Source organism: Promicromonospora noduliphila (assembly GCF_056951025.1).
In genome coordinates this window covers 371,239-391,601 of record NZ_CM167806.1, presented here as the reverse complement: position 1 = coordinate 391,601, position 20,363 = coordinate 371,239, and the positions used below count along the sequence as shown (strand labels likewise).

The 20,363-nt window shown below is 70.7% G+C and carries 20 protein-coding genes and 4 tRNA genes; 16 read left to right on the top strand and 8 right to left on the bottom strand.

Annotated features, from left to right (window positions below):
• The first annotated feature begins 288 nt into the window (after positions 1 to 288).
• The 6 genes from AC0QU1_RS01685 to AC0QU1_RS01660 all read left to right on the top strand — a co-directional run bounded on the left by AC0QU1_RS01685 (position 289) and on the right by AC0QU1_RS01660 (position 6,420).
• Positions 289 to 906 (top strand): DUF47 domain-containing protein, encoded by a 618-nt coding sequence (locus tag AC0QU1_RS01685; RefSeq protein WP_483573928.1) that lies wholly within the window; start codon positions 289 to 291, stop codon positions 904 to 906.
• Position 907: 1 nt separating this feature from the next.
• Positions 908 to 1,912 carry an inorganic phosphate transporter gene (locus AC0QU1_RS01680; protein WP_483573927.1) on the top strand — a complete coding sequence of 335 codons (1,005 nt, stop codon included), beginning with the start codon at positions 908 to 910 and terminating at the stop codon, positions 1,910 to 1,912.
• 55 nt (positions 1,913 to 1,967) lie between these two features.
• Complete coding sequence (locus AC0QU1_RS01675) at positions 1,968 to 3,410, top strand: sugar porter family MFS transporter (RefSeq protein WP_483573926.1); 1,443 nt, start codon at positions 1,968 to 1,970, stop codon at positions 3,408 to 3,410.
• Positions 3,411 to 3,585: 175 nt separating this feature from the next.
• Positions 3,586 to 4,089 carry a MarR family winged helix-turn-helix transcriptional regulator gene (locus AC0QU1_RS01670; RefSeq protein WP_483573925.1) on the top strand — a complete coding sequence of 168 codons (504 nt, stop codon included), beginning with the start codon at positions 3,586 to 3,588 and terminating at the stop codon, positions 4,087 to 4,089.
• Positions 4,086 to 5,702, top strand: a complete 1,617-nt coding sequence (locus AC0QU1_RS01665) for an MDR family MFS transporter (RefSeq protein ID WP_483573924.1) — start codon at positions 4,086 to 4,088, stop codon at positions 5,700 to 5,702. Before AC0QU1_RS01670 ends, AC0QU1_RS01665 begins: the two co-directional genes overlap by 4 nt.
• 139 nt (positions 5,703 to 5,841) lie before the next feature.
• A complete protein-coding gene (locus AC0QU1_RS01660) occupies positions 5,842 to 6,420 on the top strand; it encodes a MarR family winged helix-turn-helix transcriptional regulator (RefSeq protein WP_483573923.1) in 579 nt (192 codons plus the stop codon).
• Between the two features lie 48 nt (positions 6,421 to 6,468).
• Here the strand turns inward: AC0QU1_RS01660 and msrB are convergent, their stop codons facing one another.
• Positions 6,469 to 6,867, bottom strand: coding sequence for a peptide-methionine (R)-S-oxide reductase MsrB (msrB, locus tag AC0QU1_RS01655; protein WP_483573922.1), 399 nt, complete (start codon positions 6,865 to 6,867; stop codon positions 6,469 to 6,471).
• A 298-nt stretch (positions 6,868 to 7,165) separates the two neighbouring features.
• The gene (locus tag AC0QU1_RS01650) at positions 7,166 to 8,737 is read right to left on the bottom strand and encodes a DEAD/DEAH box helicase (RefSeq protein WP_483573921.1); all 1,572 of its coding nucleotides are present in this window, start codon (positions 8,735 to 8,737) and stop codon (positions 7,166 to 7,168) included.
• A gap of 187 nt (positions 8,738 to 8,924) precedes the next feature.
• Between AC0QU1_RS01650 and AC0QU1_RS01645 the strand changes: the two genes are divergently transcribed.
• Positions 8,925 to 9,692, top strand: a complete 768-nt coding sequence (locus tag AC0QU1_RS01645; protein ID WP_483573920.1) for a M50 family metallopeptidase — start codon at positions 8,925 to 8,927, stop codon at positions 9,690 to 9,692.
• Positions 9,693 to 9,852: 160 nt separating this feature from the next.
• Here AC0QU1_RS01645 and AC0QU1_RS01640 read toward each other — a convergent pair whose 3' ends face one another.
• Positions 9,853 to 10,137, bottom strand: a complete 285-nt coding sequence (locus AC0QU1_RS01640) for an iron-sulfur cluster biosynthesis family protein (RefSeq protein ID WP_483573919.1) — start codon at positions 10,135 to 10,137, stop codon at positions 9,853 to 9,855.
• 225 nt (positions 10,138 to 10,362) lie between these two features.
• Between AC0QU1_RS01640 and AC0QU1_RS01635 the strand changes: the two genes are divergently transcribed.
• The 3 genes from AC0QU1_RS01635 (at position 10,363) to AC0QU1_RS01625 (ending at position 11,910) form a co-directional block, all read left to right on the top strand.
• Positions 10,363 to 10,435 (top strand) — tRNA-Lys (locus AC0QU1_RS01635).
• Between the two features lie 312 nt (positions 10,436 to 10,747).
• Positions 10,748 to 11,455 carry an alpha/beta fold hydrolase gene (locus tag AC0QU1_RS01630; RefSeq protein ID WP_483573918.1) on the top strand — a complete coding sequence of 236 codons (708 nt, stop codon included), beginning with the start codon at positions 10,748 to 10,750 and terminating at the stop codon, positions 11,453 to 11,455.
• Positions 11,456 to 11,526: 71 nt separating this feature from the next.
• Complete coding sequence (locus AC0QU1_RS01625; RefSeq protein ID WP_483573917.1) at positions 11,527 to 11,910, top strand: hypothetical protein; 384 nt, start codon at positions 11,527 to 11,529, stop codon at positions 11,908 to 11,910.
• A gap of 110 nt (positions 11,911 to 12,020) precedes the next feature.
• On the opposite strand, the gene AC0QU1_RS01620 is transcribed toward AC0QU1_RS01625, so the two are convergent.
• A complete protein-coding gene (locus AC0QU1_RS01620) occupies positions 12,021 to 12,674 on the bottom strand; it encodes a GntR family transcriptional regulator (RefSeq protein WP_483576610.1) in 654 nt (217 codons plus the stop codon).
• 135 nt (positions 12,675 to 12,809) lie between these two features.
• On the opposite strand from AC0QU1_RS01620, the gene AC0QU1_RS01615 reads away from it, so the two are divergent.
• Both AC0QU1_RS01615 and AC0QU1_RS01610 read left to right on the top strand, forming a co-directional pair.
• Positions 12,810 to 14,258 (top strand): FAD-binding protein, encoded by a 1,449-nt coding sequence (locus AC0QU1_RS01615; RefSeq protein ID WP_483573916.1) that lies wholly within the window; start codon positions 12,810 to 12,812, stop codon positions 14,256 to 14,258.
• 206 nt (positions 14,259 to 14,464) lie between these two features.
• A complete protein-coding gene (locus AC0QU1_RS01610; RefSeq protein ID WP_483573915.1) occupies positions 14,465 to 15,313 on the top strand; it encodes a glycerophosphodiester phosphodiesterase in 849 nt (282 codons plus the stop codon).
• Positions 15,314 to 15,319: 6 nt separating this feature from the next.
• On the opposite strand, the gene AC0QU1_RS01605 is transcribed toward AC0QU1_RS01610, so the two are convergent.
• Complete coding sequence (locus tag AC0QU1_RS01605; protein WP_483573914.1) at positions 15,320 to 15,931, bottom strand: antibiotic biosynthesis monooxygenase; 612 nt, start codon at positions 15,929 to 15,931, stop codon at positions 15,320 to 15,322.
• 415 nt (positions 15,932 to 16,346) lie between these two features.
• Between AC0QU1_RS01605 and AC0QU1_RS01600 the strand changes: the two genes are divergently transcribed.
• Positions 16,347 to 17,774, top strand: a complete 1,428-nt coding sequence (locus tag AC0QU1_RS01600) for a M15 family metallopeptidase (protein WP_483573913.1) — start codon at positions 16,347 to 16,349, stop codon at positions 17,772 to 17,774.
• A 71-nt stretch (positions 17,775 to 17,845) separates the two neighbouring features.
• On the opposite strand, the gene AC0QU1_RS01595 is transcribed toward AC0QU1_RS01600, so the two are convergent.
• Positions 17,846 to 18,190 (bottom strand): metallopeptidase family protein, encoded by a 345-nt coding sequence (locus tag AC0QU1_RS01595; protein WP_483576609.1) that lies wholly within the window; start codon positions 18,188 to 18,190, stop codon positions 17,846 to 17,848.
• Between the two features lie 202 nt (positions 18,191 to 18,392).
• Here AC0QU1_RS01595 and AC0QU1_RS01590 point away from each other — a divergent pair.
• The 3 genes from AC0QU1_RS01590 (at position 18,393) to AC0QU1_RS01580 (ending at position 18,805) form a co-directional block, all read left to right on the top strand.
• Positions 18,393 to 18,465: transfer RNA gene (locus AC0QU1_RS01590), tRNA-Glu, on the top strand.
• A 142-nt stretch (positions 18,466 to 18,607) separates the two neighbouring features.
• Positions 18,608 to 18,681: transfer RNA gene (locus tag AC0QU1_RS01585), tRNA-Asp, on the top strand.
• 51 nt (positions 18,682 to 18,732) lie between these two features.
• A tRNA-Phe gene (locus tag AC0QU1_RS01580) sits at positions 18,733 to 18,805 on the top strand.
• A gap of 103 nt (positions 18,806 to 18,908) precedes the next feature.
• Here the strand turns inward: AC0QU1_RS01580 and AC0QU1_RS01575 are convergent.
• Both AC0QU1_RS01575 and AC0QU1_RS01570 read right to left on the bottom strand, forming a co-directional pair.
• Positions 18,909 to 20,156, bottom strand: coding sequence for a site-specific integrase (locus tag AC0QU1_RS01575; RefSeq protein WP_483573912.1), 1,248 nt, complete (start codon positions 20,154 to 20,156; stop codon positions 18,909 to 18,911).
• Entirely contained in the window at positions 20,153 to 20,350 is a 198-nt protein-coding gene (locus AC0QU1_RS01570; RefSeq protein WP_483573911.1) for a helix-turn-helix domain-containing protein, read from the bottom strand. Before AC0QU1_RS01570 ends, AC0QU1_RS01575 begins: the two co-directional genes overlap by 4 nt.
• Between the last annotated feature and the right edge of the window lie 13 nt (positions 20,351 to 20,363).

Genomic DNA, 20,363 nt, shown 5'->3' with positions numbered 1-20,363 from the left:
CCCCCTTGGCAGATCCGCGCACGCGACTAGGATGGTTCAGGCGACGCCGGGCTGCGGTAGCCCCGGGCTCCACCTCAAGCCGCTACGAGCGGCCCCGCGCCGAGAGGCGCTCCCGGTTCGGCGTCGCTTTCCCTCCTCGTCTCCCTGCTGAAAAGGCAGGCGGCACAGGCCTGCCCGCGGGTCTGTGCCCATTGTCACGAGTTACCAAAGTGCGACCTTGCAAATTGGCGATGATCGGCAACAGCCCTACGCTGAGCCTGTTCCAGAGCCCTCAGAACGGGAGCCCTCGTGCGCCTCACTCCGCGCGACACAGCCTATTTCGATCTTCTCGCGGCCTCCGCCCAGCACCTCGTCCACGGCGCGTCCCTGCTGGCGGAGCTGCTCGGCGCTGACAAGGCCGGCCGCGAGAAGCTCGCCGAGGAGATGCACGACGTCGAGCGCCTCGCCGACGATGCCACGCACTCGGTCATGCGCCGCCTCAACCAGACCTTCGTGACCCCGTTCGACCGGGAGGACATCTCCGCCCTTGCCTCGGCCCTCGACGACTGCATGGACGAGATGGACGAGGCCGCCGACCTCATCGTCCTGTACAAGGTGGACGGCCTGCCGGACCGCGTGTCGGAGCAGGTCCAGGTGCTGCAGCGGTGCGCGGAGCTGACGGCGGAGGCCATGCCCCGCCTGCGCTCGATGGACAAGCTCGCCGACTACTGGGTCGAGGTGAACCGCCTGGAGAACCAGGCCGACAAGCTGCACCGCAAGCTCATCGCCCAGCTCTTCGACGACCTGGCGCACGACCCGGTCCAGCTCATGAAGCTGAAGGAGATCGTAGAGGTCCTGGAGAACGCCGCCGACAGCTTCGAGAACGTGGCGAACCTGGTCGAGACGATAGCCCTCAAGGAGTCCTGAGGTGGAGGTCGCCCTCGTCGTCCTCGTCGTGGCTCTCGCCCTGAGCTTCGACTACACGAACGGCTTTCACGACGCCGCCAACGCCATCGCCACGTCGGTGTCGACGCGGGCGCTGACGCCACGCATCGCCGTCCTCATGGCCGCCGTCATGAACTTCGCCGGAGCGCTGCTGGGCACGGAGGTCGCCGAGACCATCGCCACCTCGATCGTCAACCTCTCCGGCGCCGACCCCCACGCGGAGCTCGCGGTCGTGCTGTGCGCGCTGCTCGGCGCGATCGCGTGGAACCTCGTCACGTGGTGGTTCGGCCTCCCGTCGTCGTCCACGCACGCCCTGATCGGCGGGCTGGTCGGGGCCGGGATCGCCGGCGGCATGAGCGTGTACTGGTCCGAGATCGTGGACAAGGTGGTCCTGCCCATGGTCATCTCGCCGCTGGTCGGCTTCGGGCTCGCCTTCGCCGTGATGGTCGCCGTGCTGTGGCTGTTCCGCAACGCCACCCCGGCCAGGGCGCACCGGCGGTTCCGCATCGCGCAGACCGCCTCGGCCTCCGCGATGGCGCTCGGCCACGGCCTGCAGGACGCGCAGAAGACGATGGGCGTCATCTACCTGGCGCTGCTCACTGTGGGCTGGGCCGACCCGGCCCAGGGCATCCCGCTCTGGGTCAAGCTCTGCGCCGCCGCCGCCATCTCCGCCGGCACCTACGCGGGTGGCTGGCGCATCATGCGCACGCTGGGCCGCAAGATCATCGAGCTCGACCCGGCCCGCGGCTTCGTCGCCGAGTCTGTCTCGGCCCTCGTGCTGTACGTCAACGCGTTCGCGCTGCACGCCCCCGTCTCGACGACGCACACGATCACCTCGGCGATCATGGGCGTCGGCGCCACCCGCAGGCTCTCGGCGGTGCGCTGGGGCGTCGCCACGAACATCGTCCTGGCCTGGGTGCTCACCATCCCGGCGGCCGCCCTGGTGGCCGCGCTGGCGACCTGGGCGCTCCGGCCGTTCCTGGCCTGACCGGGCCGGACGGCTCCGCGCGCGACCACCACCACGGCCGACTTAGCATCGGCCTATGAGCCCGAATTCACCCGCCTCGGCCGCCGACGCCCGCTCGGCCCACCGCAAGGCGACGGCCCTCGCCTTCGCCGCGGCGGTGGGCGGCTTCCTGTTCGGCTTCGACAGCTCGGTGATCAACGGGGCGGTCAACGCCATCGAAGGCCAGTTCTCGCTCGACCCGTCCGTCACCGGCCTCGTCGTCGCCATCGCGCTGCTCGGGTGCGCGCTCGGCGCGTGGGCCGGCGGGCGGCTGGCCGACCGCTGGGGCCGCACCAACGTCATGGTGCTCGGCGCCGTCCTGTTCTTCGTGTCCTCGATCCTGTCCGCCATCGCGTTCACCGCGTGGGACCTCGCCGTCTGGCGCTTCATGGCGGGCGTGGGCATCGGCATCGCCTCGGTGATCGCACCCGCCTACATCGCGGAGATCGCGCCCGCCGCGATGCGCGGCCGCCTCGGCTCGCTGCAGCAGCTCGCGATCACCATCGGCATCTTCGCCGCGCTGCTCTCGGACCAGCTCCTGGCCGAGTCGGCCGGCGGCGCCGCCAACGTGCTGTGGTTCGGCTGGGAGGCCTGGCGCTGGATGTTCCTGGTGGCCGTCGTCCCTGCCGCCGTGTACGGCCTCCTCGCCCTGAGCATCCCCGAGTCGCCCCGCTACCTCGCCGCCCTGGGGCGCGACGACGACGCGCGCACCGTCCTGGCCAGCGTGCTCGGCCCGGAGGAGGACATCGACGACCGCCTGGCCCAGATCCACCGCAGCATCGCCGTCGACGAGGCCAACGCCGCCCGCGGCTCGCTCCGCGGCGGCACGCTGGGCCTCAAGCCGATCGTCTGGGTGGGCATCCTGCTGTCGGTCTTCCAGCAGTTCGTCGGCATCAACGTGATCTTCTACTACTCGACCACGCTGTGGCAGGCCGTCGGGTTCGACGAGAGCCAGGCGTTCCTGGTCTCCACCATCACCTCGGTCACGAACGTCGCGGTCACGTTCATCGCGATAGCGCTCATCGACAAGGTGGGCCGCCGCCCGCTGCTGCTCATCGGTTCCGCCGGGATGACCGTCTCGCTCGGCCTCATGGCCCTCGCCTTCACGCAGGCCACCGGCTCCGGCAGCGACATCTCGCTCGCCGGCCCGTGGGGCGTGATCGCTCTGGTCTGCGCCAACGCGTTCGTCGTCTTCTTCGGTGCCTCGTGGGGCCCGCTCGTCTGGGTGCTGCTCGGCGAGATGTTCCCCAACCGCATCCGCGCAGCGGCCCTCGGCGTCGCGGCCGCGATGCAGTGGGTCGCCAACTTCGTGATCACCATGACGTTCCCGCCGCTGCTGTCCACCTTCGGTGCGAGCGTGCCGTACCTCATGTACGCGGCCTTCGCGGCGCTCAGCTTCTTCTTCGTGTTCACCAGGGTGCCCGAGACCAAGGGCGTGGAGCTCGAGGACATGGGCGAGGCGTCCCGCGCCAGCGCCTGACGCCGGCGCCTGACTCCGGCGCACGCGCGTTGTCGCGCAGGTCACACCCCGTTCTCGAAACGTTTCCCGGAGAAACCCTTGCACAGGGCAACCATCGAGATATAGTTGCCTTAAGCAATTAGAGCGGGCAACCAAGCAGCCCGTCCCAGGCAACGCAAGGCAAGCACGAGGCGCCATGTCCACCCAGGCGAGCCGGACGCCGTCCGGCACCGAAGTTCCGGCCGTCGCCCTGATCTCCGCGCTCGAGAACCTCTCGCGCGCCCAGCGCGAGGCGGCGGCGCGCGTCGCACACGACCGCGGCTGGCCCAGGGCCGGCATGGCGGTGCTGCGCATCCTCGTCAGGTGCGGCCCGGTCTCCCTGACCGACGTCGCGGCGCGGCTGCGCGTCGACCTCTCGGTCGCGAGCCGCCAGGTCAGCACCCTGGCCGACGGCGGGTACGTCGTCCGGACCGTCGACCCGGAGGACCGGCGGGTCCGTACCGTCGAGCTGACGGACGCCGGGCGCGTGCTCGCTGCCGAGGCCGCGGAGCAGTACACGAACGTGATCGACCAGGCGTTCGCCGCCTGGTCGCCCGAGGACCTCGCCGAGGCGACCAGCACGCTGGACCGCCTCGTCGAGAGCATCAGTGCGTACACCACGCACCGGAGATCGCCCCAGAACCAGCAGGAGTACGCATGACCAGTACCAGCACCCCGTCCGTGGAGGTCGAACCCGACCACCTCCAGGGCGAACCGCCCGCCATGACGCACAGCGAGGTCCTCCGGGCGCTGTCCGGGATCCTCCTCGGCATGTTCGTCTCGGTCCTCGCCATGTCGGTGGTCTCCTCGTCCCTGCCGAAGATCATCACCGACCTCGAGGGCGGGCAGTCGTCCTTCACCTGGGTGGTGACGGCGACCCTGCTGACCTCGACGATCTCCACCCCGATCTGGGGCAAGCTCGCCGACCTCACCAACCGCAAGACGCTGATCCAGATCGCCCTGATCATCTCGGTGCTGTCCGCCGCGGCCGCGGGCTTCGCGCAGGACGTCGGCCAGCTCATCACGTTCCGCGCCTTCCAGGGCATCGGCGCGGGCGGCCTGCAGTCCCTCGCCGCCGTGCTCATCGCCGACATCATCAGCCCGCGCCAGCGCGGCCGGTACATGGGGCTCATGGGCTCGATCATGGGCATCGGCATGGTCGGCGGCCCGATCCTCGGTGGCTTCCTCACGGACGCCATCAGCTGGCGCTGGAACTTCTTCGTGGGCCTGCCGTTCGCGGTGGCCTCGATCATCGTGCTGCAGCTCACGCTCAGGCTGCCCAAGCGGCCGCGCGGTTCCGCGAGGATCGACGTCGTCGGTGCCACCCTGATCGCGGCGGGCATCGCGACCCTGCTGCTGTGGGTCACGTTCGCGGGTACGGAGTACGACTGGCTCTCCTGGCAGACGGCGGCCATGGTCGCCGGCTCCCTCGCGCTCCTGGTGGCCGCCGTGCTCGTCGAGCTGCGCGTGGAGAACCCGCTCATCCCGATGTACCTGTTCCAGAACCGGACGCTGGTGCTCGCCGTCGTGGGTTCGGTCGCCGTGGGCGTCGCGATGTTCGGCTCGTCGGTGTTCCTCAGCCAGTACATGCAGCTCTCGCGCGGCATGACGCCGACGGAGTCCGGGCTGTACACCATCCCGATGGTCGTCGGCCTGTTCCTGTCGTCGACGGTCGGCGGACAGCTCATCTCCCGGACCGGCAGGTACAAGCCGTACATGGTCGTCGGCGGCGTGCTCCTGACGGCCGGCCTGCTGCTCCTGTCGACACTCGACTACCACACGTCGTTCGTGCTGGTGTCGGTCTACCTGTTCGTCCTGGGCGCCGGCGTCGGCCTGCTGATGCAGAACATGGTGCTGGCGACGCAGAACACGCTGCACATCAAGGACTCCGGCAGCGGCACGTCCACCGTGACGTTCTTCCGGTCCCTCGGCGGCGCGATCGGCGTCTCCGCGCTCGGGGCGATCCTCGGGCACAGCGTGCAGAACAACCTGCGCGACGGCATCACGCAGATCGCCCCGCAGCTCGCGAAGCAGGGGATCGACCCGACGGCGCTGCAGTCCGGCGGCGGCACGCTGCCCGACCTCTCGACGCTCCCGCCCGTCCTGGTCGAGGTGGTCGAGAAGGCGTACGCGAACGGCATCGCGGACATCTTCCTCGCCGCCGTCCCGCTCGCCCTGATCGCGCTGCTCTGCGTGTCCCTCATCAAGGAGGTCCCGCTGGGCCACCGCTCGGGCATAGACCAGCTCAAGGACCTCGACCGGGCCCAGGGCTGACCTTGAGATCTGGTGTTCGCGGCGAGATCTGGTGGTGCGCCACCAGATCTCGCCGCGAACACCAGATCTCAGCGACTAGCCAGGGGGATTTCGGGGGGCAGGGGTGTGATGCGGGCGCATCAGGCGTCATCATGGGCGCATGCTCGCGAGTAGAGGCAGGCCCAGCACCGACACGTCCGAGGACGGTCTCGTCGCCGACAACGGCGTCGGCGACGAGACCCTCGGTCACGAGGCGGCCGGCCACCGAACGGCCGACGACGGCGGTACGGACCCCGGACCGTTCGAGGGCCTGGAACGTGAGGTCCGGCTGGTGATCCGCCGCGCGCAGTCCAACGGGGCATCGATCGCCCGGCGGGTCCACCCGGAGCTCGACGCCAGCGCGTACCCGCTGCTGGCGCACATCGCGGAGCGGCCGGGCACACGCGGCTCGGACCTCGCCACGTTCTTCGGCGTCGGGCGGGCGACCGTGTCGCGGCAGCTCAGCCGCCTGGTCGAGCTGGGGCTGGTCGAGCGCACGGTCGACCCCGACGACAGCCGTGGTCAGCGCATCACCCTGACGCCCGACGGCAGCGCCCGCTTCGAGCGGGCGCGGACCAGCCGGGTCGCCATGCTGCAGGGAGCGCTCGCGAGCTGGAAGACCGACGACGTCGCCCGGCTCGCCCAGCTCCTCAACCGCTACTCGGCGGACATCGTGGCCTGGAAGCAGAGCGGGCGCTGAGCCCGCCCTGCCTCTCCAGTCAGCGGACGGGCGCCAGCGGACCCGGCCTCAGCGCTCCTCGAACGTGAGGCTCACCGAGTTCATGCAGAACCGGTCGCCCGTCGGCGTCTGCGGCGCGTCGTCGAACACGTGCCCCAGGTGGGACCCGCAGGTCGCGCAGCGCACCTCCGTGCGCACCATGCCGAGCGACCGGTCCTCGATCAGCTCGACGGCGTCACCCGCCAGCGGGCTGTAGAACGACGGCCACCCGCAGTGCGAGTCGAACTTGGTCTCCGACCGGAACAGCTCGGCGTCGCACGCGCGACAGCGGTAGACGCCGGTGCGCTCCTCGTCGAGCAGCTCACCCGTCCACGCCCGCTCAGTACCCGCCTGGCGCAGCACCGCGTACTCCTGGGTCGACAGCCGCTCGCGCCACTCCTGGTCGGTCCGCGAGATCTTGTACGTCATCTCAACACCTCCGCACAGAGCAACTTGCGGCCGGGCACCGGTGTTCCACTTCTTACGAACACGTAAGACCGTTCTCACGGAACACGGAGGACCCTGCGATCGCTCGCGGAGTCCTCCGTGTTCCGGCGCCGAGCTCGGCCCCCGCTTCCGACGCCGGGGCTCAGCTCGCAGCAGGAGCGTTCGCGCTTGTGGCCCAGTTCGCAGCAGTAACGTTCGCGCTCGGGGCTCAGCTCGCAGCACGAACGTTCGCGCTCGGGCTCAGCTCACGAAAGGAGCGTTCACGCCGCTACTAGGAGTTTCAGCTCGCGGCAGGAGCGTTCGCGCTGCCCGCGCCGCGTCCCCGGCCACCCCGCCGACGACGCCGGCGCGGTGCGCCGTCCGCCGTCGGCCCCTGGTCGCCGGGACGGCCGGTGCTGGACGCCGGACGCGCGACCCCGCGCTGCGCCGGACCCTGACCGCCGGCCTGACCGCGGACCTGTCCGCGCGGCTGGCCCTGACCGCCGGCCTGACCCGGCTGGGCGCCGGCCTGCCGACCGCCCTGCCCGCCATTGCCCCGGCCGCCGTTGCTCGGCCCGGTACCACGGCCGCCGTCGCCCCGACCGGACCGCGAGCGACCGCCCTGCTTCCGGGCCTGCCCCTGGCGGCCCTGCTGCGGCGGGGCCGGCGGCACGTACTCCACGTACGGCGCCACCTCGCCGACCAAACCGGTCACCGTGGCGTCGCCGGGGGCGACGTCCTGCGGGCGGGCGGTGATCTTCGCCTTGCGGGTCAGGTCGCGGACGTCCCCGCGCTCCTCGGGCAGCATGATGGTCACGACGTCGCCGCCGGAGCCGGCGCGCGCCGTCCGGCCGGAGCGGTGCAGGTACGCCTTGTGCTCGGCGGGCGGGTCCACGTGCACCACGAGCTCGACGTCGTCCACGTGGATGCCGCGGGCGGCGATGTCCGTCGCCACCAGCACCTTGACGGCGCCCGACGAGAACGCGGCGAGGTTGCGCTCGCGCGCGCCCTGGCCGAGGTTGCCGTGCAGGTCGACGGCGGGCACACCCGCCGCCGTGAGCTGCTTGGCGAGCTTCTTGGCCTGGTGCTTGGTCCGCGTGAACAGGACGCGGCGGCCGGTGCCCTGCGCGAGCTGGTGCACCACGCTCTTCTTCGCCTCCTTGTCGGCGACGCCGAGGATGTGGTGCGTCATCTGCGGGGGCGGCGCGGCGGCCTCGTCCACGGAGTGCGTGACGGGCTGGTGCAGGTAGCGCTTGACCAGCACGTCCACGCCGTTGTCGAGCGTGGCCGAGAACAGCAGGCGCTGGGTGCGCGCGCCGGTCTTGTCGAGGATGCGCTTCACGCCGGGCAGGAACCCGAGGTCGGCCATGTGGTCGGCCTCGTCGAGCACGGTGATCTCGACGTCGTCGAGGGTGAGGTGCCGCTGGCCGAGCAGGTCCTCGAGCCGGCCGGGGCAGGCGATGACGATGTCCACGCCCTCGTTCAGCGCGGTGACCTGGCGCGACTGCGCCACGCCGCCGAAGATCGTGGTGGTCTTCAGGCCGAGCGCCTGCGCGAGCGGCGCCACCGTCTCGTCGATCTGGTTGGCGAGCTCACGCGTGGGGGCCAGCACCAGCGCACGAGGCCGTCCGGCCACGCGGCGGGGCTGTCCCGCCGCGGCCGAGCGCGCGGCGGACTTCGCGAGGCGGGTCACGACCGGCAGTGCGAAGGCCAGGGTCTTGCCCGAGCCGGTGCGGCCGCGGCCGAGCACGTCGCGGCCGGCGAGGGAGTCCGGCAGGGATGCCGTCTGGATGGGGAACGGCGTGGTGATGCCGCGGTCCGTCAGAACGCGCACGACGGGCGCGGGCAGACCGAGGTCGGCAAACGTGGTCAAGGGATGGGCCTCTCGGGCTCGGTGGCGGCGCGTCCCGCGCCGGTGGTCCGCCGTGCTCACACCGGCGGCTGGGATGCCAACCCGGGCCGGGCCACGACGTCGGGCCGCTGGAGCGGCCCACGGCTGGTTAGTCTCTCACGTCCGCCGGGCCGCCGGCTGCGGCGCACGTCACGTCCGGTGTGGTTCTATGTGGCGCATGATTTCCGCGACGACCAGCTCGGCCGGGCCGTTCGCCACCATCGGCGACGTGCTCGGCACCATCTGGACCAATGCGGTCACGCCGGTCGACCCGCCGTCGAACCTGCTGGTGCTCGGCATGGCCGCGATCGCACTGGTCGTGGTGCTCTTCCGGCCCCTGTGGCACACGACGCGGCACGTCATCACCATCGCCCACGAAGCGTCGCACGGCCTGGGCGCCCTGCTCACGGGGCGCAAGCTCGAGGGCATCCGGCTGCACTCCGACACCTCCGGCCTGACCGTGTCGCGCGGCAAGCCACGCGGGCCAGGCATGATCATCACGGCGTTCGCCGGGTACGTGGGGCCCGGGCTCATCGGCCTCGGTGCCGCGTGGCTGCTCAGGCTCGGCTACGCCGTCGGCCTGCTGTGGCTGCTCGTTGCGCTGCTCGCGCTGCTGCTCCTGCAGATCCGCAACTGGTTCGGGCTCTGGTCGATCCTGGTGAGCGGTACCGCGCTCGTCTTCGTCACGTGGTTCCTCGAACCGGAGGTGCAGAGCGCCGTCGCCTACGCGGTGACCTGGTTCCTGCTGCTCGGCGCCGTGCGCCCCGTGTTCGAGCTGCAGGTGCAGCGCTCCCGCGGCCACGCCAGGACGTCCGACGCCGACATGCTCGCGCGCCTGACCGGAGTCGGCGGCTTCTTCTGGGTGGCGATGTTCCTGCTGGTCACCCTGGGTGCGCTGGCGCTGGGCGGGTCGTGGATCCTCGGGGTGGCGCTCTAGGGCCGGCCCGGCAGGCGGGGCCTGGCCGAGCTAGGGACCTGCCGGGCGACAGGCCTGCCCAGGACTGCCTGGGCAACAACGAGCCCCCGGGATCCCGCCTGGCAGGCAGTGTCCCGGGGGCTCGCCGGTGGTGCGACGCCCGGTCAGGGACGCCGGAGGGTCACGCCGTGGGCGTGAGCACGAACCCGGGGCCCTCGGCGCGGGGGTCGGTGTCGAGAGTCAGCGTCTCCAGAGCGGGGGCGGCCTGGGCCTCGACGAACACGTTGGTGGTACCGGAGGAGTCGACGACCTGGTCGTCGGGCTGCGGCGCCGGGACCAGCGCGAGCTCGAAGTTTCCCGGCTGGCCGGAGGCCTGCGCGATGCGCAGCCCGCCCTGGACCGGCACTCCAGCCTGCTGAGCGAGGTCCTGGACAGCCGTACGGGCGTTTTCGGTCACGGTGAGCACGATGAGCTCCTCACATTGGTTCTCGCGGTCCCGTCCACCGAACCAAGACCGCCCGCTCACCGCAAGCGTGAGACGCGTTTGGTCCCATATCTCCCACTGGGTGGGACAGCGCGTGACAGCCGCCATCGGAAGTCATAGGGTGCCCCGCTCGGAAGGCCCGCACACCGGACAAGTCCCCGACCGGTAGGCTTTCTACTCGCGCGGCCCGGATATCCGGGTCACGCGGGGCCTCTAGCTCAATTGGCAGAGCAGCTGACTTTTAATCAGCGGGTTCCGGGTTCGATCCCCGGGGGGCCCACCTTCGATCGGCACCGGTGTGACCGATCGCCCTGAGCCTCGTCGCTGTGGCCACTCCAGCGCGCACGGTCTCGTACCGCGCCTGCTCCGTCTGTCATGCGTCCCCCTTCTGGAACGCCTGAAAGCGACGAACAACCGATGCCGTGCCGGTCGCCCAAGCCCGTACAACGGCGGCAGCTACCTGTGTCCCGAGATCTGATGGAGCCTGGTCCGCGCGTTCTGCATGCAATATATTGGACATCGCTATGGCGACCGCCGAGCTCTGCACAGGATCCGGGCGGAAAAGACCCGGTGCGGGAAGGAGAACCAGATCATGAGCAGCGACCAGGAGATCAAGAACGTCGTGCTGGTGCACGGCGCATTCGCTGACGGCTCGGGATGGCGTGGTGTGTACGACAACCTGACGGCGCGCGGCTACAGGGTGACGATCGTGCAGAACCCGCTCACCTCGCTGGAGGACGACGTCGCGGCGACCACTCGGATTCTGAATCAGCAGGACGGCCCGACGATTCTCGTCGGCCACTCCTGGGGCGGCACGGTCATCACCGAAGCCGGTGTCCACCCGAACGTGGCCGGCCTGGTCTACGTCTCCGCTCTGGCACCTGACGCCGGCGAGACGACGGGTCAGCAGTACGAGGGCTTCGCGGAGACGCCGGACTTCGTCATCGACGTCGTCGACGACGGATACGGGTTCCTCAACCACGACAAGTTCAAGGCCGGATTCGCCCACGATGCCAGCGACGCGGACGCCGCCTTCCTGCGTGACACGCAGGTCCCGATCAACATGTCGGTCTTCGACACGCCGGTCAAGAACGCGGCCTGGCGTGACAAGCCCACCTGGGCCGTCATCGCCACGGAGGACAGGTCGTTCGACCAGGCCATGCTGCAGCACATGGCGACGCGGAGCGGCGCGAAGATCACCAACGTGTCCGCCAGCCACGCCCTCTTCATGACGCAGGCCGGCGTCGTCTCCGACACCATCGACGACGCCGCGAAGGGCGCCTCGCGCACCGGTCGGTGAGCCGCTGATCCGCTACCTGCCTGGAGCCGGCGCGCGCTGGTCGCGCGCCGGCTCAGCCCCGGAGAGAACACATGCCGATCACCCCGTTCCAGGTGACGCTCTGGGTCGAGCTCCTGGCCGCAGGACTCGGCGGCCTGCAAGGAGCGCTCTTCGCCGCGGGCGTCAGGGGCACTGATGGTCGGCGTCATCGGAGCCATCGGCGGCGGGATGCTCGCGACGTCATCCTGAGCCTGCCGTTCTCCGTCCTGCACGTGGGCACCCTCTACGCCGTCGCTGCGGGTGCCGGCACCGGAGTGTTCATCCTCCTCGCCGAACTCGGCACGCCCATCCCGATCGCGGGAGTCGCTTGCGTAGTGACGACCTCCCTCGTGCGCCTGGCCGCCGTCCGCTTCAACTGGACCTTCCCCGAGCAGTTCGCGCTGCACCGTCGGCGTCCGAACACTCCGCAACGGTGAGCCGATCGACCCGGCCGGGCATCGCGAGCGGGCGGAGCTGAGTGCGACGCACGCCGGCGGCGTGCAGTGTCAGCCGCACCGGTACCGGTCGCGCGCAGCACGTCTCGCGATCACTCCTCGCTGACGGCCGACAGCGTGTTCCAGGTGCCGAACGCGATCTCGGCGGCACGGTCCGCGTCACCGAGTGCACACAGCCGGATGAGTTCGTCGTGCCGCGCCACTGAATCCTGCCCGCCCAGCGAGGAGAACCGGAGGCGTTCTGCCCTCCGTAGTACGGGGGTGAACTGGTCGAGAACTGTCGACAGCGCCTGGTTCGATGCCACGGCCACGGGAACGTTGTGCAGGTCGTCGTCCGCGCGCAGCGCCGCTTCGATGTCGCCTTCCTCGATCGCGGCGCGGAATCGGGCGTTGGCCTCGCGCATCGTGTCCAGGTCGGCGTCGGTGAGATTGCCGACGGCTTCGCGAACGGCCAGTTGGTGCATGGCCGCGACGACATCTCGAGCCTCCCGGATGTCGCGCGCGTCCAGGGAGCTCACCGTCGTGGAGCGCCCGGGGAGGGCCGAGACCAGGCCTGCTTCTGCCAGGCGCAGCAGTGCTTCACGGATCGGGGTCCGGCTGACCCCGAGCCAGGTCGCCAGCTCAGCGTCCCGCAACTGCTCACCCGGCACCAAGGTGCCGTCGACGATGGCGTCGCGGAGCCGGTGGTAGACGTCGTCGCGCAGGAGACGCCGACCGATCGACTGGGCGTCTTGGGGGATGGGCATGCAATATATTGCGCGCCGCCGGCGCAGGTTGCAACTCCCTCCGCCGGTGCCCACGCCACATCCACCGAAAACGTCCCCACCCCGAGCGCGCTCCGACCGGTACCGTGGTCGCCCACCCGAACGCTAGGGGCTCACATGGCACAGCTCGACCGCCGTACGTTTCTGGCCGGCGCCGCCGTCGTCGCATTCGATCCCGTGACCTCGCGCTGGCTCACCAGCCTCCCCGAGAACTCCACAGCGATTCAGCTCCCCCACCTCGACGGTGAGCTCGTCACCTCCGACGAGGCGCTCACCCTGGCCGCCACCGACTACGGGCACCTGGTCCGGCACCGCCCGCGAGCGGTGCTGCGGCCCGGTTCGGTCGACGACGTCGTCGCCGTCGTACGGTTCGCGAACGAGCACCGGATCACGGTGGTCGTACGCGGCCAGGGCCATTCGACCTACGGCCAGGCGCAGGCCGACTGCGGCGTCGTGATCGACTCGCGCACCCTGGCCACCATCCACCGGATCGCGCCCGACCGGGCAGTCGTCGACGCCGGGGTCCAGTGGCTCGACCTGGTCCGCACCACCCTGGCCGACGGCGTCGCGCCGCCCGTCAGCACGGACTACCTGGGCCTCTCGGTGGGCGGGACGCTCTGCGTGGGCGGGATCGGCGGCGCCTCGCAGCACTTCGGGCTGCTCGTCGACAACACGCTGGAGCTGGAGGTGGTCACGGGCGAGGGCCGGCTCGTCACCTGCTCCGCCGACCACGAGCCGGACCTGTTCGAGGCCGTGCTCGGCGGGCTGGGCCAGTTCGCCGTCATCGTGCGCGCCACGGTGCGGCTCGTGCCCGCTCCCACGACGGCGCGCGTCTACACGCTGACGTATCCGCGGGTCACCGACCTGACCGCGGCCCAGCGCACCGCCCTGGCCGACGGCCGGTTCGACTACCTGGAGGGCCAGCTCGTCCCCACGGACGACGACGACTTCACGTTCGTCCTGGAGGGCGGGGCATGGTTCACCGCCGTGCCGCCCGACGACGAGACCATGCTGACCGGGCTCGACCCCGCCGGCGTCGACGTCGTCGACGTCCCCTACTTCGAGTGGCTGAACCGCATCTACGAGACCGTCGAGCAGATCGAGGCGCTCCGCCTGCCCGGGCCCTGGCTCAACGTGCTCCTCCCGGACGCCGCGACCGACGAGATCGTCACCGAGCTCCTGACCACGCTCACCCCGACCGACGCGGGCGGCGTCGCCCTGCTCTACCCGGTCACCAGCGGGCTGATCACGCGGCCCCAGGTGATCGTCCCGGACGGCGACGTCTTCTTCCTCCTCGCGCTGCTGCGCGCGGTCAGTCCGCCCGACGACGCGGAGGCCGAGCGCCTGATTGCCGAGAACGACGCGCTGTACGCCAGGGTGCTCGCGGCGGGCGGCACCCAGTACCCGGTCAACGCCCTGCACCTCAGCCCCGCCGACTGGCGCGCCCACTACGGGGACCGCTGGCCGGCCGTGCTGCGAGCCAAGAACCGCTACGACCCGCGCCGGGTGCTCACGCCGGGCCAGGGGATCTTCGAGGAGGTCAGCAGGGTTTCTCCTGCTCCGTGAGGCCCCCGGCGGCAGGCCGAACCGCCGCACACACCTGCTCAGGAGAACTGCGCATCCGGCGGGTTTCGCCCGGGTGGCCGACACGGCGCCTCCGGGGCCGCCCGGTGAACTGTCCTGGAACTCTCCCCGAACTCGCACCACGACCCTGGGAAGGGCTCCGACGGCGGCTTAGCGTGGCGACAGAAGCCGCAGAACCGGAGGTCAGCATGGCCGCTCGTCCCGCAGTCGTCGCCCACCGCGGGTACTCCGCGGTAGCCCCGCAGAACACGCTCGCCGCCGTCGAGGCCGCGTGTCGCGCGGGCGCGGACGCCGTAGAGATCGATCTCCAGCCCACCGCCGACGGCGTGGGCGCCGTGATCCACGACGACACCGTCGACGCCACCACCAACGGCACCGGCAAGGTCTCCTCCCTCACCTCGGCCGAGGTCCTCGGGCTCGACGCCGGATCCAGCTTCGCCCCCGCGTTCTCCGGGCAGCGTGTCCCCACGCTCGACGACGTGCTGGGCGTGCTGGCGCGGCACCCCGACACCGACCTGCTGCTCGAGCTCAAGGGCTCGTGGAACTCGGAACAGGTCGAGCGCGTGGCCGCGACGATCGCCGCCGCCGGCTTCGACCACCGCGTCCTGGTGCAGAGCTTCTGGCCGGGCACGGTCGCCACGGTGCGCGACGTCGCACCGCACCTGCGCGGCGGCCTGCTCGTCTCGTTCGACCCGCCCGGCCTGCTGCGCCTGTGCGAGCGGCTCCGCGTCGTCGCCTGCAACCCGTCCGTCTCGACGGTCGCGGCCAGTCCGCGGCTCGTGTCCCGCCTGCACGCCGCGGGCCTGCAGGTCATGTCGTGGACGGCGAACGACCCGGCCGCCTGGACCACCCTCGTGACCGCCGACGGCGGCGTGGGCGTCGACGCCGTCATCACCGACCGGCCGGAGCGGCTCGCGGGATGGCTCGACGGCCGGGCCGAGCACGCCGCGGCCCAGCCGGTTCCGGGCCGGGGCGGCATCCGGCTGCGGCGACCGCGGCACCCGCAGGTCCAGCGCGTGGCCGCTGGCCGCGTCTGACGGCCGCTATGCCCGGTGCAGCCAGCCGTGCAGACGACGGGTCACCCACGGCAGCACCCAGTACGCCATGATCGGCGTCAGGATCAGCGTCGAGACCAGCACCCGCAGCACGAGCGGCACATCGTCCCAGCCGGGCACCAGGTAGGTGAACAGGGCCGTGAACAGCAGGTTCACCGGGAAGAACCCGAGCCAGATGCTCGTGGCCTGCTTCCAGCGCGGCGGCACGACGACGGCGGCGACGTCGGCGGGCTCGTCGGTGCGCGCCGGATCGTCGAACCAGCCCTCGATGCCCGTGCGCTGCTGGTAGCGCAGCTCCTCGACCAGCCCCGTCCCCTGCGCGAGCCACTCGCGGCGCTCGGCGGACTGCTCCCAGGCGGCGAGCCGGTCGGCGTCGGCGAAGCGGTAGAGCATGTGCCAGTCCCGTGACCCCTCGGCGGCCCGGATCCAGCCCGAGCCGAGAAAGCCGTCCCAGCGGTTCGCGAGGTTGACGCCCGACTGCACCCAGCGGGTGACCTCCGGGACGTGGTCGGGACTGACGATGCGGTGGATGGACACGGTCACGGGTTGTCCGGCGGGGGTGGGCACGGACCCGTTCGCGGCCTGGTCGTGATGGGCCATGCCCGAAGTCTCACCCATGGCCCCGCACCCCTCAATGTGAGCGCGCACACCCCGGGTTGTCCCCCCTTCACGTCTGCGCCACCGCCTCTGCCCAGTTTTTGTGAGGCATGCCTCCGCACAGGGGGTTACATAACTCTTGGACGGTCGTTCAATATTGAACGCTGCCGCGAAGAACCGACCCCCTGGGCCTTCGAGCCCGGTTCTCCGCGGCACTTGCCATGACTCCGCGACACGTCGCGCGCGCCGTGGCCAGACAGCAGCCGGAGCGCTCGTCGCCGTCCGCCCGAGGGAACCGTCCCTCACGGTGCCGCCCGTGCCCAGCCGCAGAACGGAAGTCCAGCGTGCCCCAGACGCCGAACCCCGTCGCGCACCGCACCGTGTGCCTTGTCCCTGTCCCCGAGTGTCTGGACCGTCCTTGACGCTCGACAACCACACCCTCGTCCCCCGTCGTAGCCGGCGCCCGGGCGCACAGGGTGCGCACGCGGCCGTCCCCGCGGCCGGACACCCCGCCCGGCCCGGCCGGATCGTGCGCCGCTCGTCCTTCGCGATCGCCGCCGCACTGACCTCGGTAGCCCTGACCACCACAGCGGCGGTCAGCTTCACCGGGAACGCCGGCGCCGCCGGCCCGGCGGACGCCACGGCGGCCACCGAGCCGACCGCACGGCCAACGGCCGTGGCCATCGGCAGCGCCCTCGTCACCGACGCGGAGCTGCGGTCCGCCGCCGAAAAGGCGGACGCCGTCCTGACCGACGCCGACTACGTGACGCGTGAGGGCGACCTGACCGTCAAGGACCGCAAGCGGCTCCGCGCGGCCGCCAAGGAGCTGCGCGCGATGCTGGAGGAGGCGCGCGGGTCCGCGTCCGCCGCGGTCGCGCTGCGCCAGACCGCCGCAGCCTCCCGCAGCAGCGACCGCGAGTCGCTCGCCGAGCGTGCGGTAGCGGCCGACGTCGAGCGCACGGCGACCGCGGAGAGCGCCACCGAGCCCGCCGCGACGGCCGATGCTGCCGCACCGACCAACCTGGCCGGCGCGGCAGCGGGAGTCACCCCGATCAGCGAGCAGGAGGCGGAGGACCTTCCCGTCCTCGACACCCCGCTCGCCGACTCGGTCGCCGACTCGGTCGAGGAGACCGCGGAGGCCCGGGAGGCCGACGAGCAGGCCTCGGACGCCGAGCGGTCCCCAGCGGCCGCCACGGCGCCGTCGGCCGAACGCATCGAGAAGGAGACCACGTCGCTCCGGCGGCTCATCGTCAAGACCGACGGCGACGCGGTCGTGTCCGTCAAGGCGGGACCGACGCCCGAGGAGATCGCCGCGGCCAAGAAGGCCGCCGAGGAGCGGCGGGCCGCCCGTGCGGCCCGCGCCGCCGAGCGTGCGGCCGCCAAGGCCCGGCAGGAAGCCGCCGAGCGCGCGGCGGAGGCCAGGGCGATGGCGGAGGCCGCGAAGAACTACGGCAACGGCCAGATCCCGTCCAGCGTGCTGTGCGGGCTGAGCTGGACGTCGGGCGAGGAGCTCCGGTGCGACGCCGCGCTCGCGCTCGAGAGCCTGAACGGCGCCTTCCGAGCAGCATTCGGCCGGAACCTCGAGGTGACCGACGGCTACCGCTCGTACGCGGAGCAGGTGGCCGTCGCCGCCAGCAGGGGCGGCCTGGCCGCCGTGCCCGGCACGTCGAACCACGGCTGGGGCCAGGCGGTCGACCTGTCCGGCGGCATCGAGTCGTTCGGCAGCGCCGAGCACAACTGGATGGCCGCCAACGCCGGGAGGTACGGCTGGAAGCTCCCGGGCTGGGCCCAGGCGGGCGGCACCAAGCCGGAGCCCTGGCACTGGGAGTACGGCACGTCGTACTGACCTGCGGGCTTGACCCGCGGGTCGAGGAGCCCCGGGCCACGCAGCGCTTGCTGCGTGGCCCGGGGCTCCCGTCATCCCCAGCCCAGCTCGTGCAGGCGGTCGTCGTCGATCCCGAAGTGGTGGGCAATCTCGTGCACCACGGTGACGGCCACCTCCTCGACGACGTCCTCGCGGGTCTCGCAGATCGCGAGCGTCGGGTTGCGGAAGATGGTGATGCGGTCGGGCAGCGCGCCCGCGGCCCACATGTGGTCGCGCTCGGTGAGCGGCACACCCTCGTAGAGGCCCAGCAGCTCGGGATCGTGCGCCGGCGCGTCGTCCTCGACGAGCACCACCACGTTGTCCATCTGCGCCGCGAGATCCGGCGGAACGAGGTCCAGCCCCTCGCTGACGGCCGTCTCGAAGTCCTCCCGCGTCATCTCCACCACCGCCCCATCATCCCCGACCTGCGCCACGGCCGTGGCACGGCTGTGGCCGGTGTGGACCGTGGTTCGTGACCCGGCGTGAACCGTGTCGATGCCCGGCGCGGGCCGTGGTCGGTGCCCGGCGTGGACTGTGGCCGATGCCCCGCGTGGACCGTGCGGCGGGACCCCCGGGCGCCTGTAGACTTGCCGCGTCCCAGCCCCCATCGTCTAGCGGCCTAGGACCCCGCCCTTTCACGGCGGTAGCACGGGTTCGAATCCCGTTGGGGGTACGAAGGGGCTCGTACGAGCCGTGCCGGTTGCTGTGAGGCAGGTCATCACGGCGGTGCAGGAATCTGATTTCAGGTTCTGGCCCGCGGTGGGTTAGGATCCTCACGGTTCGAAGCGAGCCCCCAGGTCGTGGGTAGCGATCAAGGCCCTGTAGCGCAGTTGGTTAGCGCGCCGCCCTGTCACGGCGGAGGTCGCGGGTTCAAGTCCCGTCAGGGTCGCGCGAGAGGCGCCCGGGTTGTCGGTCTCGACTATCCGGGCGTTCGCGCTAGGGCTCTGTAGCTCAGTTGGTAGAGCGTTCGACTGAAAATCGAAAGGTCACCGGATCGACGCCGGTCGGAGCCACAGCGAAAAACCCCCGGAACCATTGAGGTCCGGGGGTTTTTCATTTCCTCTGGTCAGGGCGACGAAATGACCGGTTAGTAAATCAGTTAGTGAACAGCGCCACTCACCCAGCATCGTCCCGGCGAAGTTCGTTCGCGCCGAACAGCGGTTCCATGTACCAGCCGGACGCGAAGTCCTCGGACGCGAAGATGCGATCCATCGCGGTTGCCGCCGTCTGGATCACCGGCCGCAGTTCATGCCGGTACACCAGTTCCGTCACCGCAGTGCCGCTGTGCCCAGCCACGCGGGCAATCTCTTCGATCGGAACGCCGGACGCGGACAACGCCGAGATACACGAGTGCCGCAGGTCCCGTGGAGTCCATTCCTTTGGATCGATCCCCGGCACGAGCGCCAAGGCACGACGGAAGTCCCGGGCCACATTCCGAGCATCCATCTCCGTTCCGTTCTGCGTCGCGAAGACCAGCCCGTTCGGGTCCCAGCGCTTACCTGCCTTGGCCACCCGAGCCGCCTGCTTCTCTCTGTGGCGTCGGAGCACCTGAACCACGCCCACAGGTAGCGCGAGCGTCCGGCGGGATTTCTTCGTCTTGGTGTCACTGCCCTCCCGGACCGACCGCCAGACCATGACGCTCGGCGGCACTGGTGGCACTGCCCCAGGGTCGCCGTCCAGATCGACATGGTCCCAGCGCAGAGCCCGGACCTCTTCAGTGCGAAGGCCCGTCAAGATCGACACCACAATGTACGCGTGGATCGGATCCGGCTTCGTCAGGGTGAGCACGCCCTCCGCCTGCTCGATCGTGAGCGACCGCGACGCACGGCCTTCCCGCCCCTCGGGCACGTCGACCAGTTCGACCACATTGCGCGGAGCGAGACCACGGGCGTAGGCACGCTTCACCGAGCGATTCAGGCACGAGTGCAGTTGCTTCAGGCTGGAACGGCCCAGCGCACCGGTGAGACCGTGTAGCCACTTCTCGACCTCCGTCGCCGTCAGATCCTTCAACTTCCGTGCGCCGAGCGCTGGCAACAGGTGCCGGTCACAGATGAACCGGTACCCCTCCCACGTGTTATCACCCGTCTTGCCCTGGCCGTAGGTGAGCCAGTCCGTCACCGCGTCCTTCACGGTGTAACGGTCGGAGCCTGCGACCAGCCCAGCCTCATAAGCCTTGACCTTCTTGCGCATGCTCTCGACGGCAGCCGTCTCCTTCTTGGAGATACCCGTCTTCACAATGGCCTTGCCGCGACCGTCGTAGCCGACCGTCTTCTGAGCGACATACCGTTGACGCCGCTCATCCCAGAACACGGTGCCCTCACCATGTGGCAGCTTCACCTTGGCCGTGCGCTCTCCCTCAGTCATGCCGCACCACCCATCGCAGCATTGATGTACTCGCGCAGGGCGTCGACGGGGACCAGCCGACGACGGCCGACCTTGATCGAACGCACCTGCTCCGATCGGATCAACTCATAGATGCCTGCGCGCGAGAGGCACAGTGCCGATGCAGCCTCATCCACCGTGTAGACGAGCCGCTCCACTACTTCATGCGTTTCCATCCCCACCCCTCCC